18 protein-coding genes are annotated in these 17,073 nt (G+C 46.8%); 7 read left to right on the top strand and 11 right to left on the bottom strand.

Features of this window, described 5'->3' with window-relative positions:
- Positions 1–8 precede the first annotated feature (8 nt).
- On the top strand, positions 9–713 hold the full coding sequence (locus LEPBO_RS0103085; RefSeq protein WP_017286067.1) for a lipoate--protein ligase family protein: 705 nt from the start codon (positions 9–11) through the stop codon (positions 711–713).
- Positions 714–816: 103 nt separating this feature from the next.
- On the opposite strand, the gene leuB is transcribed toward LEPBO_RS0103085, so the two are convergent.
- From leuB to LEPBO_RS42185, 4 genes are read right to left on the bottom strand one after another with little or no spacing between them, the layout of a single operon-like run.
- On the bottom strand, positions 817–1,896 hold the full coding sequence (gene leuB / locus LEPBO_RS0103080) for a 3-isopropylmalate dehydrogenase (RefSeq protein ID WP_017286066.1): 1,080 nt from the start codon (positions 1,894–1,896) through the stop codon (positions 817–819).
- Positions 1,897–1,946: 50 nt separating this feature from the next.
- Positions 1,947–2,069 carry a hypothetical protein gene (locus LEPBO_RS44305; RefSeq protein ID WP_017286065.1) on the bottom strand — a complete coding sequence of 41 codons (123 nt, stop codon included), beginning with the start codon at positions 2,067–2,069 and terminating at the stop codon, positions 1,947–1,949.
- Entirely contained in the window at positions 2,066–3,010 is a 945-nt protein-coding gene (locus LEPBO_RS0103070; protein WP_017286064.1) for a metal ABC transporter solute-binding protein, Zn/Mn family, read from the bottom strand. The genes LEPBO_RS44305 and LEPBO_RS0103070 overlap by 4 nt, the downstream gene beginning before the upstream one ends.
- Positions 3,011–3,013: 3 nt before the next feature.
- The gene (locus LEPBO_RS42185; protein ID WP_017286063.1) at positions 3,014–3,469 is read right to left on the bottom strand and encodes a hypothetical protein; all 456 of its coding nucleotides are present in this window, start codon (positions 3,467–3,469) and stop codon (positions 3,014–3,016) included.
- Positions 3,470–3,648: 179 nt separating this feature from the next.
- On the opposite strand from LEPBO_RS42185, the gene cobS reads away from it, so the two are divergent.
- Positions 3,649–4,371 (top strand): adenosylcobinamide-GDP ribazoletransferase, encoded by a 723-nt coding sequence (gene cobS, locus LEPBO_RS0103060; protein WP_017286062.1) that lies wholly within the window; start codon positions 3,649–3,651, stop codon positions 4,369–4,371.
- Here the strand turns inward: cobS and LEPBO_RS0103055 are convergent.
- The 3 genes from LEPBO_RS0103055 to LEPBO_RS44300 all read right to left on the bottom strand — a co-directional run bounded on the left by LEPBO_RS0103055 (position 4,345) and on the right by LEPBO_RS44300 (position 6,675).
- Entirely contained in the window at positions 4,345–5,133 is a 789-nt protein-coding gene (locus LEPBO_RS0103055; protein ID WP_017286061.1) for an ion transporter, read from the bottom strand. The two genes, cobS and LEPBO_RS0103055, sit on opposite strands and share 27 nt — an antisense overlap.
- Before the next feature lie 194 nt (positions 5,134–5,327).
- Positions 5,328–6,500 carry a sugar phosphate nucleotidyltransferase gene (locus LEPBO_RS0103050; RefSeq protein WP_017286060.1) on the bottom strand — a complete coding sequence of 391 codons (1,173 nt, stop codon included), beginning with the start codon at positions 6,498–6,500 and terminating at the stop codon, positions 5,328–5,330.
- 46 nt (positions 6,501–6,546) lie between these two features.
- Entirely contained in the window at positions 6,547–6,675 is a 129-nt protein-coding gene (locus tag LEPBO_RS44300) for a hypothetical protein (RefSeq protein ID WP_263970820.1), read from the bottom strand.
- A 228-nt stretch (positions 6,676–6,903) separates the two neighbouring features.
- On the opposite strand from LEPBO_RS44300, the gene LEPBO_RS0103040 reads away from it, so the two are divergent.
- A complete protein-coding gene (locus LEPBO_RS0103040; protein ID WP_017286058.1) occupies positions 6,904–7,131 on the top strand; it encodes an indolepyruvate ferredoxin oxidoreductase subunit alpha in 228 nt (75 codons plus the stop codon).
- Positions 7,132–7,326: 195 nt separating this feature from the next.
- Positions 7,327–8,052 (top strand): ABC transporter ATP-binding protein, encoded by a 726-nt coding sequence (locus LEPBO_RS0103035; protein WP_017286057.1) that lies wholly within the window; start codon positions 7,327–7,329, stop codon positions 8,050–8,052.
- Here the strand turns inward: LEPBO_RS0103035 and mutY are convergent.
- Positions 8,029–9,087, bottom strand: a complete 1,059-nt coding sequence (mutY, locus tag LEPBO_RS0103030; protein ID WP_017286056.1) for an A/G-specific adenine glycosylase — start codon at positions 9,085–9,087, stop codon at positions 8,029–8,031. The genes LEPBO_RS0103035 and mutY overlap by 24 nt on opposite strands.
- Positions 9,088–9,142: 55 nt before the next feature.
- Entirely contained in the window at positions 9,143–9,466 is a 324-nt protein-coding gene (locus LEPBO_RS0103025) for a DUF760 domain-containing protein (RefSeq protein WP_017286055.1), read from the bottom strand.
- Between the two features lie 368 nt (positions 9,467–9,834).
- Here LEPBO_RS0103025 and LEPBO_RS42770 point away from each other — a divergent pair, with 368 nt between their 5' ends.
- The 3 genes from LEPBO_RS42770 (at position 9,835) to LEPBO_RS0103010 (ending at position 12,023) form a co-directional block, all read left to right on the top strand.
- The gene (locus LEPBO_RS42770) at positions 9,835–10,011 is read left to right on the top strand and encodes a hypothetical protein (RefSeq protein WP_154660820.1); all 177 of its coding nucleotides are present in this window, start codon (positions 9,835–9,837) and stop codon (positions 10,009–10,011) included.
- Positions 10,012–10,147: 136 nt separating this feature from the next.
- Positions 10,148–10,792 (top strand): DUF3318 domain-containing protein, encoded by a 645-nt coding sequence (locus LEPBO_RS0103015; RefSeq protein ID WP_051077757.1) that lies wholly within the window; start codon positions 10,148–10,150, stop codon positions 10,790–10,792.
- 151 nt (positions 10,793–10,943) lie between these two features.
- Positions 10,944–12,023, top strand: coding sequence for a peptidoglycan-binding domain-containing protein (locus LEPBO_RS0103010; RefSeq protein ID WP_017286053.1), 1,080 nt, complete (start codon positions 10,944–10,946; stop codon positions 12,021–12,023).
- A gap of 35 nt (positions 12,024–12,058) precedes the next feature.
- Here the strand turns inward: LEPBO_RS0103010 and LEPBO_RS35960 are convergent, their stop codons facing one another.
- Both LEPBO_RS35960 and LEPBO_RS0103000 read right to left on the bottom strand, forming a co-directional pair.
- A complete protein-coding gene (locus tag LEPBO_RS35960; protein WP_017286052.1) occupies positions 12,059–16,075 on the bottom strand; it encodes a non-ribosomal peptide synthetase in 4,017 nt (1,338 codons plus the stop codon).
- A gap of 466 nt (positions 16,076–16,541) precedes the next feature.
- On the bottom strand, positions 16,542–16,793 hold the full coding sequence (locus LEPBO_RS0103000) for a hypothetical protein (protein WP_017286051.1): 252 nt from the start codon (positions 16,791–16,793) through the stop codon (positions 16,542–16,544).
- Positions 16,794–17,073 lie beyond the last annotated feature (280 nt).

Genomic DNA, 17,073 nt, shown 5'->3' with positions numbered 1-17,073 from the left:
AGGTTGGTGTGGATAAATGGCGGCTCATTCCTTGCATCGAGGCTTCGGGACAAGTGCAAATGGCGATCGATACCTGGTTACTCGAACAACATCGAACGCACCATCATCCACCAACTCTACGCTTCTATACTTGGTCGCCTGCTGCGATTTCCTTAGGCTATCATCAGCGTCAATTTCCTGAATTTTGGAAGTCTTTAACTTGGCAAGGACAAGCGATCGAGCTAGTTCGTCGTCCTAGTGGAGGCAGAGCCGTTTTACATCAGGGAGATCTAACTTATGCCGTGATTACGTCTGGACTCGGCAGCAATCGAATGCAGGCATATCAAGCGATTTGTGAGTTTTTGATCCAAGGATGGAAGCAGCTAGGAATTGAACTCCAGTACGGCGAAGCAGGGCGCGGCTACATTCACAATCCAAATTGCTTTGGCACTGCGACTGGAGCCGATCTAGTAACTAAAAATGGCGTGAAATTGATTGGTAGCGCTCAACTGAGAAGAGATAACACGATCTTGCAGCATGGCTCAATGCGGATTAAACCGGATGCAAAATTGTTTGCTCAAGTGTTTGAACAAGAGATTGATGTGATTGATGTGGAAATGACGATCGAAACTCTGATAAATACGCTAAGTAAAGCTGCAAGAGAACACTTCAACATCGATTTTGTAGTGCAACCTCTTACCGATTCCGAATGGTCTGAGATCCTGACGACGTGAGAAGCCAGAGTGGGGGAATGGGGAGAACTTAGCTCAGATTGCTTCCTATCTCCCTACTCCCTATTTCCCTACTTCCTATCAGATCGCAGTAACTTACTACAGACTACAGCGCAGCTACCAGCGCATCCCCGATCGCCTGACATCCCACCAGCGTATTTCCTTCAGACATAATGTCGCCAGTCCGATAGCCTTGGTCTAGCACCTTCAGCACAGCTTGCTCAATATGAGTTGCCGCATCCGGTTGATTAAAGCTATAGCGCAACATCATTGCAGCACTCAAAACTTGAGCGAGTGGGTTCGCTTTATCCTGTCCAGCAATGTCAGGCGCAGAACCATGCACAGGCTCATAAACCCCTGGTGCTGAAGCTCCTAAACTTGCAGAAGGCAACATTCCGATACTGCCCGTCAGCATTGCTGCGGCATCAGAGAGAATATCGCCAAATAAATTGCTAGTAACAATCGTATCAAACTGCTTTGGCGCGCGAACTAACTGCATCGCAGCATTGTCAACATACAAATGCGACAGTTCAACATCGGGATATTCAATCGCTAGAGCAGTCATGCGATCGCGCCAAAGTTGCGACACTTCCAAGACATTTGCTTTATCGACTGAACATAACCGCTTCGATCGCTTTTGCGCCGTTTCAAACGCCACTCGACCAATGCGATCGATTTCCGATTCGGTATACGCCATCGTATTCACGCCTCGTTTCTCACCCGTCTCCGTTGTGAAAATACCTCTAGGTTGACCAAAGTAAATTCCGCCCGTTAATTCGCGCACAACCATAATGTCAACGCCTTCAACGATTTCCCGCTTCAAAGTAGAAGCATCAATCAATTGCGGCAAAATCGTGGCAGGACGTAGATTTGCGAAAAGGTGTAAGCCCGATCGTAATCCTAATAATCCAGTTTCAGGGCGTAAATGGCGGGGTAAAGTATCCCACTTGTAGCCCCCGATCGCAGCGAGTAAAACCGCATCACTTTTCTTACAAGTTTCTAGAGTTGCAGCGGGTAAAGGTTCTCCAGTCGCATCGATCGCTGCTCCACCAATCAGTGCCTCTTGAAACTCAAAGCTGAGATCAAATTTTTCAGAGATCGTTTTTAAGACCCGAACGGCAACTGCCATAATCTCAGGGCCGATGCCATCACCGGGTAGAAGCGTGATGCGATAGTGCTGTGTCATAGTGCGCGTTTAAAGGAGTAGCGCAAAGTATCATATCGCAAGACCATCAACTACTTGTCAGATTGATCTTTTTTCCAAGGATTTTTTGTCCCCATTTCTGTCCAAGCAGAAAAGATAAGATACAGAATCAGAACACCCGCACCAATCAGAAACGAAACGATTTCATCATTCATGGTTTAAACGGCGTGATTTTCCCGCCCAGTGCTTCAACGATCGTCGTTGTATTCGCTGCCATCATTTTGATATAAGTCTCGCCCTCACTACCCCGCGCTCCAATTGAGTCAGAATACAACTGGTTTGGAGCCAGTTTCACGCCCGCTTCTTGTGCCACTGTTTGAATCAAGGCAGGATTAATCGTAGTTTCTGCAAAAATGGCAGGAACACGAGCAGACTTAATCACCTGCACCAGTTTTTGCACAGTTTGCGCGCTCGGCTGTTCTTCGGTACTGATGCCGATTAAAGTGCCCATGATCGTTAAGTTGTAAGCTTTGCCATAATACTGAAACGCATCATGCGTCGTCACCAACCGCCGACTCTGCGCCGGAATGGTTTGCACCTGCTGCTTGATCCAAGTATCTAATCGATTCAGATCAGCAATTAAGCGATCGGCATTTTGAGTGATTTTGTCTCGATCGTTCTGCGCCAGTGGAATCAACGCATCTCGAATTGCAGCAGCCATTTTTGCCACATTCTGAACGTCTCCCCACACATGGGGATCTGGAACTTTCTGACCTTCTTTTTCGAGTTGCAACGGCGGCACAACTTCCCCGATCGCAACTTGTTTGACATTGGCACCTGCCGCCTTCATCAAACGAATTAGGCCCGGCTCTAAGTTATACCCGTTGTAGAGAATTAAGTCCGCCTTCTCCATTGCTGCGGTGTCAGCCGGAACAGGCTCATACGTATGGGGATCGGCTCCGGGTTTGAGAATGCCGATGACCTCAATCGCTTCAGTTGCGATCGCTGTTGCCAAATCCGTCAAAATTGTACTCGTCGAAACGACGCGCGGTTTTTGATTTGCGGGACGTTCTGATTGACCACACCCATGTAGCCACGTTGCTACAAGACTGCTTACCAACAAGGCGTTAAACTGCCGCCGACCGGAAGTTCTCATACACTAAAGCGAAAAATTTTCTTCGTCGTCAATCTGCACATCTAGGCTAGCAGACAATACTTCAGCAACCATTGCCTCAAGTTCTGCCACATTAATGCCGCGATTCGATTGCTCCTGCATCGGATTCGACAAAGGAATTAAGCGCAGTTGGCGATCGTCTTGAATTAAATCAAAATAGGAGTCCGCTTCAAGCTTGCTCAATTGCAAATAGTCAAAACTATGGACATTGAGATATAGCGCATGATTCGCAACCATGGTCGCGCGATGCGGATCGGCAAAAACTTCTAGGACACAGCCTTCTCCTTCGCTTCTGGTTTTGCCGTCTTGAATGTGGATGTAGCGAACCCGATTAAGATCAGTCAACACCCGTTGCATATCTTGCTTATCGACGATCGTGCCGTCATCGATAATACAGGGAGCGGGAATTCGAGATGGGCGGGAAAGTGAATCGTGACTCATGACAGCAACATAGTCGATGGGGGTTGGGTCGCACTCAACAAACCAAATCAGGCAAATGAAACCAGGCTCGATCTGTAACTTCAGTTAGATGCTTCCTAAAGCAATTATGGCTGTAAATCGCAAATGCGATCCTGCCAGAAGGTATTAGAAGTTTACGTTATGTAAATTAATTCTGAACAATGTTTACGAAAGTATTAAGTCAATGCCTTGCAGCGCTTACCTTTTATACATGTTTGCCGCTTCCAGTCTCTGCCAACTTAGAGTTTCGGGGGATTGCAAGATTCTCGCCTTTGGTCGGATTGACAATTGGTGGATTGATCGGCGGTTTAGATTGGGGTTTGGCTTGGCTCGGGATGCCGGTATTGACCCGCAGCGCGATCGATGTTGCAGCTTGGGTGGCGATTACAGGCGGATTGCATCTCGATGGCGCAATGGATACTGCCGACGGACTCGCCGTGATGAATCCTGAGCGCCGTTTAGAAGTGATGGCAGATAGCGCTACGGGCGCGTTTGGTGCGATGACTGCTGTGATTTTGTTATTGCTCAAAACTGTGGCATTGAGCGAAATTGCAACGGGTCGAGTTTGGATTTTAATGGCGGTTGCAGGCTGGGGACGTTGGGGACAGTTGGTCGCGATCGCGAAATATCCCTATCTCAAACCCACTGGAAAAGGTGCATTTCATAAAGAAGCGATTGAGTCAATTTGGGAAGCGGTTCCGACGTTGCTGATTTTGATGGGATTCAGCTTGATGGTGCGTCCGGGCATGGTGATCGGTAGCGCGATCGCTGTTGCAGTCGGAGCTTTGCTCAATCGGAAATTAGGCGGTCAGACCGGAGATACATATGGAGCGATCGTCGAATGGACAGAGGCTCTATTACTCTGCACGTTGACTATGCTGTAATTGAGTCCCACATTTTTTGCAGAAATTTGCATCAGAATCGTGAGACGCTAACCCACACTTTGAGCAAACTGTTTCAATTTGATTCGTTGTTTTGACGAGGCGTTTGATCAACTCCCCAAGCTGCCAAGGCACTAAAATTAGCCCTGTGAGAATCATCGAAATCGTGAGAAGCCGCCCAGTTTGAGAAACAGGTGTAATATCGCCCAGTCCTGCAGTTGAGATAGTCGAGATTGAAAAATAAACTGCATTCAGGAAAGTTGAAAACTGCGGATTTAAGGTGTGTTCGACTTGGTAAATTAAGCCAGAATAAACAAAAATAATTGAGAAAACAGTAAATAGAATTCGCGTGTAAATTGCGCTGTCTTCACTGCTGACATAACCGAAAATTGTTTTCCCTTGAATAAACCGAATCAGTCTCAAGATTCGGAACCAGCGAAATAGTCTTAAATAACCTGCATTTGCGCCGATCAAGAAAGGAGCGATCGACAATAAATCAATTATTGAATAAAGACTAAATATAAATTCTAATTTCTTTTCTGCACACCATATTCTTAAGCCGTATTCAATCACAAAGATCGCAAGAATTATGTTCTCAATTTCCGAAAGTGCTTCTCGAATTTCGCTCGGAATTGAATAAGTCTGAGCGACGAAAATGCCCGAAGAGACTAAAACAAGTGCTGTAATAAAAAGCGTGACGGCTCGCCCTAAAGGTGTCTCAATATCTTCTAAATAGAAAGCGACTTTCTCACGCAACTGCATCATAGTCATCAAAAATGCTGAAACTGATGCTGAATATTTTTTTTCGGTTACACATTTTCGCAGATCTTCCGAGCTTCCAAATTTCAGAGAGAAGCAGGAGAATCAAATTTGTGACCTGAGAAAATTATTCAACATCAGCCATTGTGACTTAAATTTCAGCATTGAGCCGTGCAAGGTTTTCAATGATCAACCAAGGATCAAAGCGCACCTTTGCCAACATTCAGCAGTTCCGCGATCGCGCGATGCTCCTCGGTCGGATGACTGGGAAACTGATGTCGTGCATCCGTAATCAGCCAATCGAGCGATGCAGCTTGCACATCGATCGTCGCTCCCGTCTTATCAACACAATACCGACCAAACACCAATTTATCGACCAAACGCACGCCCGGTCCTAACCGCGAATAATCGAAAATCACACTATTATCGACCGTCGCTCCGCTGCACACCCAGCAGTTTGGTCCAATCATCGCCGGACCGACAATCTTTGCCCCGTCCTCAATGCAGGTCATACTGCCAATATAAACGGGACCTTGAATATCCACTTTGTCCCAGTTCACACAGACATTCAGACCCGTATAAACGCCCGGTGCAACTTCCTTGCCCGGAATCGGAACATTTTTCACTTCGCCTTGCAGCACGCTGCGAATGGCATGCCAGTAGTCTGGAACCTTCCCAATATCAACCCACTCAAACTCCATCGGCAGCGCATAGAACGGCGCATCCATTTCGACGAGTTTCGGGAACAGTTCGCCCCCAATGTCGTATTCCTGATTGGAAGGAATATAGTTAAAAATTTCCGGCTCGAAAATATAGATTCCAGTATTGATATTCGTACTCAGTGCTTCTTCAACCGAAGGCTTCTCCTGAAACGCCTTAATCTTGCCAGATTCATCTGTAACGACTACGCCATAGCTCGATACTTCTTCGCGCGGAACAGGCTTGGAGATAATGGTTGCGATCGATCCTTTTTCTCGATGCCACTTCACTGCCGCAGTCAAGTCGAGATCAATCAACGCATCGCCACACAAGACCACAAACGTATCATCAAAAAACGGCGAAAAGTCTTGAATCTTCTTCATTCCGCCCGCAGAGCCGAGCGCTTCCCCGATCAATTCACCATCGACAATACTGCCTTCAAACGAATAGGCAATCTCGACGCCGAAGCGTTGCCCATCGCGGAAATAATTCTCAATTTCATGGGCAAGGTGGCTCACATTGACCATGATTTGGTCGAAGCCGTGTTGCCGGAGCAACTCCAATAAAAATTCCATTACAGGCTTTTGCAGGATCGGAATCATGGGTTTCGGAGTCGTATAGGTAATCGGTCGAACTCTCGTGCCCTTTCCGGCTGCCAGAATCATGGCTTTCATAAATCGTTATTCTCCAACCCTACGCCATCAATTTTCATACGATCGCTTAACAAACTGGACAATTTGCTGCCTGATTCGGACTTAAATCAAGCCAGTCCACTCGCTGGAGCACGATCACTCCCCAGAGGTTTGTGCCAGACCGTCCCAATGTCAACCCTAACGTACCCAAGTTCATCTTGAATTCATCTGAAAGACAGTTTCTATCAAGATGCGATGAAGCATACAGTTGACCGATCGCTGACATTCTTGCATTATCGCTGATAGCTTCCGGAATCTATCAGTACGGATGATTTCTAAGCCTGAGAATCCGATGCAGATTCGCCCCATAAGCGTGACAAGTGTACGAGAATAGATATCCGGGACAACCGTCCTACCTGTCGATTTGCTCAGAGAGAAGAACACTGTGTCTCATACGATCGTTACAAATATCTGCGAAGGCGTTGCCGATTGCGTCGATGCTTGTCCAGTTGCCTGCATTCATGAAGGGCCTGGCAAAAATACAAAAGGCACAGATTGGTACTGGATTGATTTCACGACCTGTATTGATTGCGGGATCTGTCTCCAAGTCTGTCCGGTTGAAGGCGCGATCTTGCCCGAAGAACGCCCTGATCTGCAATCTACACCGCAGTAAGCGGCAATTCAAACCGCGCAATGTTTGAGTTGTAAAGGCTAAAAGAGTGGGGAGTGGGGAGTAGAAAAAATTACCCCCTACTCCCTACTCCCCACCCAATTTAGGACTGCCACAAGCCCTCAAGTCATCTGCAAACTTCCGCGAATGCCGAAGGATGTTAGAGTTGCTAATTGATCCTTCCGCATTTCGGTTCTTATGACCTCGCCAATTCTTGATGTCCAAAATGTTCACGCAGGCTATGTAAAAGATCTCGACATTTTGCAAGGCGCAAACATGCGGGTGTATCCGGGTGAATTGGTGGCGATTATTGGACCGAATGGAGCCGGAAAGTCAACGCTGGCAAAAACCGTGTTCGGTTTGCTGACTCCCCATACGGGCAGCATTCATTTCAAAGGTCAGAATATTACTGGCTTGCGATCGGATCAGATCGTCCGCCAAGGCATGTGTTACGTTCCCCAAATCGCAAATGTATTTCCGTCGTTGTCGATCGAAGAAAATTTGGAAATGGGTGCATTTGTCCGAGATGAGCCTTTACAGCCGCTCAAAGATGAAATCTATATGCGATTCCCTCGCCTCGCAGAACGCCGGAAACAACGGGCAGGAACCCTATCGGGCGGAGAGCGGCAGATGTTAGCGATGGGAAAAGCGCTGATGCTGAAACCGAGTTTGCTGTTGCTCGATGAACCTTCAGCAGCATTGTCTCCCATTCTCGTCAATAGCGTTTTTGAGCAGATTCGCCAAATTAATCGCGATGGAACGGCGATCGTACTGGTCGAGCAAAATGCCCGGAAAGCTCTAGAAATGGCAGATCGCGGCTACGTTTTAGAAGCAGGACGCGATCGCTTTGAAGGCGCAGGCTCTGAGTTATTAAACAATCCCAAAGTGGCGGAACTTTATCTAGGAGCCGGAAAAGCTCACTGAGCGCAGCGCCTCGATAATTTTGATGTTCGCTTTCGGGAAAGGATAGTCTGATAATTCATCAACAGCGACCCAGCGAATCTCATCACATTCGATCGCTTGGGGTTCGCCTGCTAAATATTGACAGTGATGCACATTCAAGGTGACTCGAAAATGAGTGTAGGTATGATCAACGACGATAAGTTGTTCGCCTACTGCAATGTCGATCGCTAATTCTTCTCGAATTTCTCGCTGAATACATTCCTCGATCGTTTCTCCGGGTTCTAACTTTCCGCCCGGAAATTCCCACAATCCCCCGAGTAAGCCTTCGGGTTTTCGGCGATCGATTAAAATGCGCTGATCCTTCCAAATCACCGCAACACCAATAACTTTATGAGGAATCGCTGTACGAGTTTCTGACATAGGTAGCTCCGACTGAACTCCTAGATTGTAAGCCTTGCAGTGCGATCGCCAAGGACAAACCAAACAGGCTGGATTTTTCGGTGTGCAAACCGTTGCCCCTAAGTCCATCAATGCTTGGTTAAAATCACGCCCGTTTTCGGGATCAATCAATTGATCGGAAATCGCCCAGAGTTGCGTCAAAGCCTTATTTGGAACCTTGTCTAATGCAATCAGTCGCGCTAAAACTCGTTTGACATTGCCATCGAGAATCGAAATCGGTTGATCAAACGCCGCACTGAGAATTCCCCCTGCGGTCGTTCGTCCAATTCCAGGCAGTGCTTGGATGCTATCCAAATCAGTTGGAAACCCAGTTTCAGCAATTTGCTTTGCCGCCCGATGCAGATTGCGAGCGCGAGCATAGTAGCCTAAACCTTCCCAAGCTTTTAGCACTGTTTGCAATTCAGCATCAGCAAGACTCTGCACTGAAGGAAATTGTTGTATCCAGCGATCGAAATACGGGATCACCGTTTTCACCTGAGTCTGCTGAAGCATAATTTCCGAAATCCAGATCCGATAAGGATCTCGTGTCTCGCGCCAAGGGAGAGAACGCCCCGATGTTGCATACCAATCCAGTAAGCGCGATCGCAATTCAGACACCAAAAAATTCGGCAGAGAGAAACTCCCTGCCGAGCTAGAGGACTTTATCGATTTCTTATTGGACATCTGACCATGATTTTTCCAATGCCAACCGCTGTTCAGCGCTTTTCAGGAAGTATCCGCTCATCATTGCCGACGCGAGCAATCTGCCTAAAGACTCGCGGTTCGTCGTAATCATCACATCAAAACTTTCAGGAGGCAGACCGCCCAACAGCCCGATAATGTTGCGCTCCATCACTTGCAGCACTTCAGGTGAGGACGGCTTAGAAAGTTGAGCGATCGTTTCAGGCTCAAGCGACTGTACATATTGAAGCAGCTTACCGCTAGCATCGCCCGCACCTTGAAGAAACTCAGGAAGTTGATTAGAAGTATCGTTCACAGTCTGTACCTCGCAACTGAGGATCAAATTTCAATCTCGATTAACCTTACTTTAGCAAAGCACTTGCTGTGCCACAGTCAGTAGAACCGTACAGCCCAAGTTCGGAAATAACGATGTTGAGAGTAGAAACTCGATCGCTCAACCAGCATCTACCCCGAGGTAGACAAAAATCCTTGCAAGATTCACCCAAAACAGCATTATGTATCCGTTGCTACATGAGAGTTATCAGGATTGTTTATGAGCAACAGAAACCTGGGAAAAATTAGCTAAAATTATTCATACAGTGAAATGTATTTCTCTGACCTGGGTTAACTAGGAAAGAATCAGGGCTTTCCTGCTGAACCTTATTGAGTTGGTTAAAACGCTCTATGCACATAGGTAGTGAGGCTACCGCTCCGAAACGATCGCATCCCGTATCTGCCAATTTTGTTGTCAATCTTGTTGGAACTGCGATCGCATTGATTACGTTGATTTTACCGATCGTGGTCATTTCCCACTACGCGCCAGAGAGTCCCCAACCCATACCCACCAAACTATCGAATTAATTGAAAAGATTCGGTTCGCACGACTTGCTTGATAAGACTTTTATCAGGCAGAATGAATTCACCTATACCCATCCTCCGTAGAATCGCTAAGATCGCAATATTATGAGGATAGGCGTTCATTCTGAGGCTGAAGTCCATGACATCTTATGCAACCTCGTCCGCTAGAGCCGACATGAGCGAGTTACGTCGCTTGAAGACCCTGCTACCCCCGGAATTGCAGAGTTGGGTCACGATCGAAACAACGACCGCGGTCAATCCTCCACTGATCACCTGTGAGGAAATCGGTCGGGATGAGATCGAGATCCAAATTGATATGCCGAAATGGGATCAGTTGGCGATCGACCAACGAAATCTCTTGTTTTGGCATGAAGTCGCGCGAGTTCAAGCGGACACGATCCCGAAAGACGGTTGGGAGATGGCAGCATTAGCGATCGGACTTGGCGGCGCAGTCGGGGAACTGTGGGTACAAGATGGATTGTTATTGCTGTTAGCGATGGGATTATCGGGGGTTGCTGGCTGGCGACTCTATCAGAAGAACAACAGCGAGAAGAATGTCAAAGAAGCGATCGAAGCCGACGAGCGCGCTATCCAATTAGCAACTCGCTTCGGCTACACTTTGCCGAATGCCTACAAGAGTTTGGGCAGCGCGTTAAAGACTTTAATTGATCAAACTCCCAAAAAAAGACAGCGCGCAAAATATCAGGCGCGTCTGGATGCACTGAAGAAGAGTGCAGCAAAAGCGAAAGCGAAGATGCGATCGGCAGCTCCGGCAGATTTTTAGGGATCTTCTATCTCCCTATTCCCCCACAAAAGAATCAATCCTTCAAGGATGTAACGTATTTTGACCAACCGTTACATCCTTTTTTTCAGCCGCTCAGTATGATGGATCGCGAGGCGATTTACAAACGCCTGCATTGGTTTCAGGAGAGAGTATGGCATTTAATATCAATGCTTTAAGATTACCCGTGATTCAGCGTGGCTCGACTGGGGCAGCCGTTGGTGCATGGCAGCGATTTTTACAAGATCAAAATTTCCCGATCGGGGCTGTCGATAATGGCTTCGGTAGTGTGAGCGATCGAGTTACAAAAGATTACCAGCAAAAGAACGGTTTAATCGCCGATGGAATTGTGGGCAATGCGACCTATACCAAAGCGCTGAGTCAAGGATTTATCTATCGCGTCGCCGATCTAAGCGCAGCCATGTTGCTGAGTTATTTGAACTACGGTGCAGCAGAAGTGCGGGATTTACAGCGGAGCCTTAATGTCATTGGGCGGCTCAATCCAGCTTTAACCTTAGATGGAAATTTTGGGCTAGGTAGTACGAAAGGCATGACCGAAGCCTACAAAATTTTGGATGTGAATTTTCGACCTCGATTAGATGCTACGCTTTCAGCCGCAACAAAACAGAAGCTAGGTAGCGATTATGCGCCGGGGCTAGCAATTCTGACAGAGTATGCTCGACGGCAGAGAGCGAGGCTAAGCGGGGCGCAATGGGTACGATTTTTTCCCGCGAGTCAGTCGATCGATGATTTGGCATCTCCATTCCGTCAAAGAGTGCGCGCATTTGAAAAAGCGCTGAAAGATGCAGGAGCAGAGATCGAAGTTACGAATACCTACCGACCCCCTCAGCGGGCTTACATGATGCACTATGCGGTGCAATTGAACAATCGAGACTTTGCTCCGTGGGATGTGCCGCCGATGGTGGGAGTTGATATTGATTGGGTGCATTACACGGATGCGGCATCTTACCAAGCGGCACGAGACATGGTGAACGCATTTGGCATTGGAGGCAATCCAGCCGCACTCCAGTCTCGACATACTCAGGCTTTAGCGATCGATTGGATCGTCACTTGGAAGCCCCCACTACGAATGCAAAATGGGAATGGACAAATGGTGACTGTTCCAGGAACCGGAGATGCAAGTCAGAATGCCACACTCTGGGAGGTTGGGGCAACGTTTGGGGTGTACAAATTAGAGTACGATCCGCCGCACTGGTCAGTGGACGGATTTTAACGAGTCTGCAAGATTCCCCATCGGCGGATCGGACTTCACTTGAGGCGATATTGCTCCAGGTAGGCTTGAATCCGCTGCATCAGATCGCGCCCATTGTTGTGATACACCACAGTGTGGTGCGTTCCGCTGACCCGCTCGATCGAGAAGTCCCCCTTGAAAATATTGTCCCAGAAGGCTCTTGGAGCTAATCTCGACTTGAGCGAACTCAATGCTGCCTCAAACATCACAACCCGCCCAGAGTAAGGCTGTATCTCATAACTTTGAACAGCACGTTGAATGGGTTTAGCAGGGGGTAAATTGACTTTCACTACTCGACCCCCGGTTTTCTGAGCGATTTTTTGATCTTCGATCGCGTGCCAATGTCGATCGAAGGCTCCGAGAATGCGACGGCGAATACTAGTTGTGTAAAGAACTACATTGCGTGCCGTAAGTTTTTGGTGCTGATATTGAGGGACACCCGGTCCAAAGGTTTCTACTAAAATCAAGAGTGCAACCTCTTGACCCTGCGATCGCAACATTTGAGCAATCTCTAAGGCAACATAGCCCCCAAAACAATAGCCTCCAATAAAATACGGTCCTTCAGGCTGAATATCCCGAATGCGATCGACATAACCTGCCGCCCAATCTTTAATATGAGTCTCTGGGCTTGTGACTTGCTGATAGCCAGATTCCAGCGCAAAAAATGGCTGCTCCGGATCAAGATGCGGAAGTAAATCGCCATAGTTCTGACACCAGAAGAGCGGTGGTTTTTTCCCATTCAACGGATTGATTTCGATAATTGCCCAGGGATCGATTTCTTGTCCATCTCGGATAATTTCGGCAAATTGGGCGATCGTAGGCGCTTGAAATAATGCAGCAACAGAAAACTGTCGCCCAAATGCTTTTTCCATCTGGTTGATCAGCTTCACCGCCGTAATAGAGTTGCCCCCTAAATCAAAGAAATTGTCCGTGGTCGCGATCGGTTGAATGTCCAATGCTTTTTCCCACATGAACATTAACTGCCGTTCCAGTGGATTCTGAGTGAGTTCAATGACATCATTACGCTCAACCCGAACGGCTTCCGGCATGGGCAAAGCTCGTCGATCGACCTTCCCATTTTGAGTCAAAGGAATTGCATCTAAAAATACGATCGCAGACGGAACCATGTACTCTGGCAGCTTCTCGCGCAGATGTTGTCGAACGTCATTTGCATCAAGTTTGGCTTGAGCCACAATATACGCGACGAGACGTTTGTCTCCAGGTTGATCTTCTCGTGCCATGACGATCGCATCGGTAATCGATCGATGTTGTGAAAGCACACCTTCAATCTCACCTAGCTCAATTCGATAGCCTCGTACTTTGACTTGATGATCAATGCGTCCCAAAAATTCGATATTGCCATCTTCAAAGAAACGGGCGAGATCTCCAGTTCGATAGATTTTTGTACCGGGCACAAATGGGTTTGGCAGAAAGCGTTCTTCGGTTTTAACCGGATCAGTGTAGCCAACTGCCAAGCAATCTCCTGCAATGTACAGTTCACCTGTCACGCCAATTGGGCAAGGGTTTAACTTGGCATCTAAAACATAGTACTGAGCATTCTGAATCGGTTTCCCATAAGGAATACTTTTCCAGTGCGGTTCAACGCGATCGATGCGATAGTAGTTCGACCAAACTGTTGCTTCTGTTGCACCGCCCAATGACACGACTTCAACACCTGGAAATGTCGTTTGCAATGCAGTTGGGAGCGTCACTGGAATCCAATCTCCACTCATAAACACAAGCCGCAGTGAAGAGGGACCATCGAGCAGGGAGGGGAAAAACGATGAAAGCTGCTGTAATGCTGGCGGAGCAGAATCCCAAAACGTAATTGGCTCTGTTTTGAGAAGATTGATCAATACTTGAGGATCGCGCACATCATCACTCGAAGCAATTTGAATCGAGCCGCCTGCTGCAAGCAATCCAAAGATGTCATAGACCGAGAGATCAAAGCAGAGGGAAGTAATGAATAAAACTCGATCTTGATGATTTACATTAAAGGTGCGATTCACCCATTCGATCAAATTGATCACAGGCTGATGCTTGACCACAACACCTTTTGGCGTCCCAGTTGAACCAGAAGTAAAAATTACATAGGCTGTATCTTCAGAAGTACAATGCAGCGGCAAATTCTCGATCGAGGATTGTTGAATGTCTGCTTGTGTGGAAACTTTGACATCTGAAAAAACTGGATAGTTCACATCTAAACAAACAAGATGCTGTAAATTCCGCAAATACAATGACTCAAGTATTGCAACGTAGCGCACTTGAGTGATGACAACTTGAACAGCCAGCGATTCCAGAATCCATTCGATTCGAGCAGGTGGGAAACTTGTTTCTAATGGAATATAAGCAGCTCCAGCTTTGAGAATACCAAGCAGCGTAGGAATCATTTCCAAGCCGCGATCGAGAAAGACTGCGACAAACTGTCCAGCCCCGACTCCTAGCGATCGTAGATAGTGAGCAATCTGATTTGCTTGCTGATTCAGCTCAGCATAAGTTAGCGATTGTTGTCGGAAGACTGTTGCGATCGCATTGGGTGTTTTTTCAACCTGTGCCTCGAAAAGTTGATGTAAGCATTGCTGCGCTTGATAGTCTGCAGCCGTTGCATTCCAATCAAACAACAGTTGATGGCGTTCAGCAGCCGTAATTAGCGGCAGGTCGGACAAGGATTGCTGCGGATTGGCAATCATTCCATGCAAGAGCACCTGAAGATGATCTAACATGCGTTTGATCGTCTCAGGGGTAAATCTTGCTCGATCGTAAGAAATCTGTAACTCTAAAGCTGTTCCTAAACTTGCAATTAAGACTAATGGAAATGAAGGTTGTTCAATCAGCTTAAAGGAGCGGTGTTTATCTTGTTTCAGGCGATCGTTGAAGTTCTCATGTTCAAAGACGACAATACTTTCAAACAATCCTGTTCCACGGGGGACATCACTCCAATCCTGCACCAGAGACAAAGGTGTATTTTCATGAGGACGGACAGCAAGATGTTGCGATCGCAGTGCTTGTAGCCAAGGTAAAACCGTTGTTTCGTCTGTAATCTCTACGCGCACAGGCAGCGTATTCATCATTAATCCAATGATCGAGTCGCCATCGGGAAGTAAAGATCGGCGACAAGCTCTTGTTACTCCAAAAACAATAGATGTTTCATTGCTATAGCGATGTAAGAGTAATGCCCAAGCAGCTTGAACTAGAGTATTTGGCGTGATGTGATGTTGCTGAGCGAATGATTTCAGTTGTGCTGTCAATGAGATCGAGCAGTTTAATCGAGCAGTTCCATGCCCAGATTGGGTCTGTGTTTGATGCAGTGATGGAGCATGCAGTAAAGGAGTCGGAGTTGTGAATCCCTTGAGCAAGTCTTGCCAATACGATTTGGAATGCGACCAGTCTTGCTGATGAAGCTGCTCAATGTAATCTTGATAAGAGCGACGTGCAGGAAGCGGTTGTGCTGGATTATCGTACAGAGCAAAGACTTCTTGCAGAATCTGCGTGATCGATCTCCCATCTAACAGAATGTGATGGAATGTCCAAACGAACTGATACACATCAGGGGCGGTTTGGAAAAGCACAAATCGCATTAATGACCCAGAGAAATCAAATCCATTTTGGCGATCGCAGCGTAGAAATGCTTTGAATTTCCGAATTTGCTGATCTGCTGTGTTTGATCGCCAATCGTGGTACTGGATCGTGATTTCATCGACTGCTAGGACTTGCTGGATCGGCTCATTTTGTGCGTTCCAACCGAAGCGAGTTCTGAGAATGGGATGTCGATCGATTAGTTGCTGCCATGCTCGGGCGAAGCGATCAACCTCCAGATTCTCTTGTAGCCTGCAAACCACTTGTTCAATATCTACGCCAGAATTCGGTTCGTATCGGTGATGAAACAACATACCCTGCTGAATTGAAGAGAGCGCGTAAGTTGCTTCGACATGGGAAACTCTAGGTTGATCAACGGAATGATTTTTAGTGTGGGCAGAGGGAGAGATTGAAATTGAAGAAGCTGGGTAGGTTTGACTAGCTTTCGCTGTAAACATCGCATTTTCCGGATAGGGGTCAACTTGCGCTGTCTCACCCGATCAGACATGAGCGGGCTAAGCAGAAACGGCAAATAAAAGCAGGTTGAACTTGTCAATGTCTGAGTTCTGAGCAGTTTGTAAAATCGCTCGCAAAATACGTGTTATCACTGAGGAATCAGTCGATGAGCAGCAGCGAGGATTTACGATAAGTGGAACATCAGTAATTTATTACACGCAGGAAGTGATACTTACGTAAGTTCTGTTCTTCTTCACTGAGTCTTATTTAGGTTCGGTCGTTTCTTTACCAATTTTGAATAATTATTTTCAGCTCTTCATCAAGATGCGTCCGACTTAAAGAGTAGAAAATTGGAAGTGATCTTATGTCAACGCGATAGAAATGAGTCTCAAATTTAGAATAGTGACGCAAAAAACGCGATCGAATCTTCCATTCGATCGCGCAGCAGCAAATCTCAGACTTCAAACCTTAGTACTCAAGAAACAGCATGTTCAAAGCTGAATCGGGAGCAGAATTTTTCTCAACAGAGACCAACTTGGGAGTAGACACTTGAGCGGATTGCTGCATCTCAGCAACTTGGCTTTCGAGGAAAGACAGGCGCTTTTGAATACGATGACGACGTTGTTCAATCGAATCCAGTTCACACTGGAGACGCTTTTTCTCGATCGATAGTTTGTACAGATTGAGATAAGCCGTTGCTTCAGTCTGGGGACGTGGCATCGTGCTGATCTTGGGGCGGGAGTCAGACAAAGAAATAGGACGCATGTAAGAAGACCACCTGATATGTAAGTTACAGAACTTACGCTAATATCTCGTCATCGTATTCGGACAGCAATTCACGCTCACGAGGGCATTGAGATCGTTACGTAACTTCCTTATTTGTAGAGTGCCTCAGCGTTTTTATTTAATAACAGATCCGCTTCATGATTTTTTTATAATCACTTTTTTAAAAAGCCGTGTTAGCTTAGTACATAAATACTGATATTTGTCTAGGCTTCAA

The sequence above is a fragment of the Leptolyngbya boryana PCC 6306 genome (assembly GCF_000353285.1).
Classification (GTDB): domain Bacteria; phylum Cyanobacteriota; class Cyanobacteriia; order Leptolyngbyales; family Leptolyngbyaceae; genus Leptolyngbya; species Leptolyngbya boryana.
This window is presented reverse-complemented; position numbering and strand designations above follow the sequence as displayed.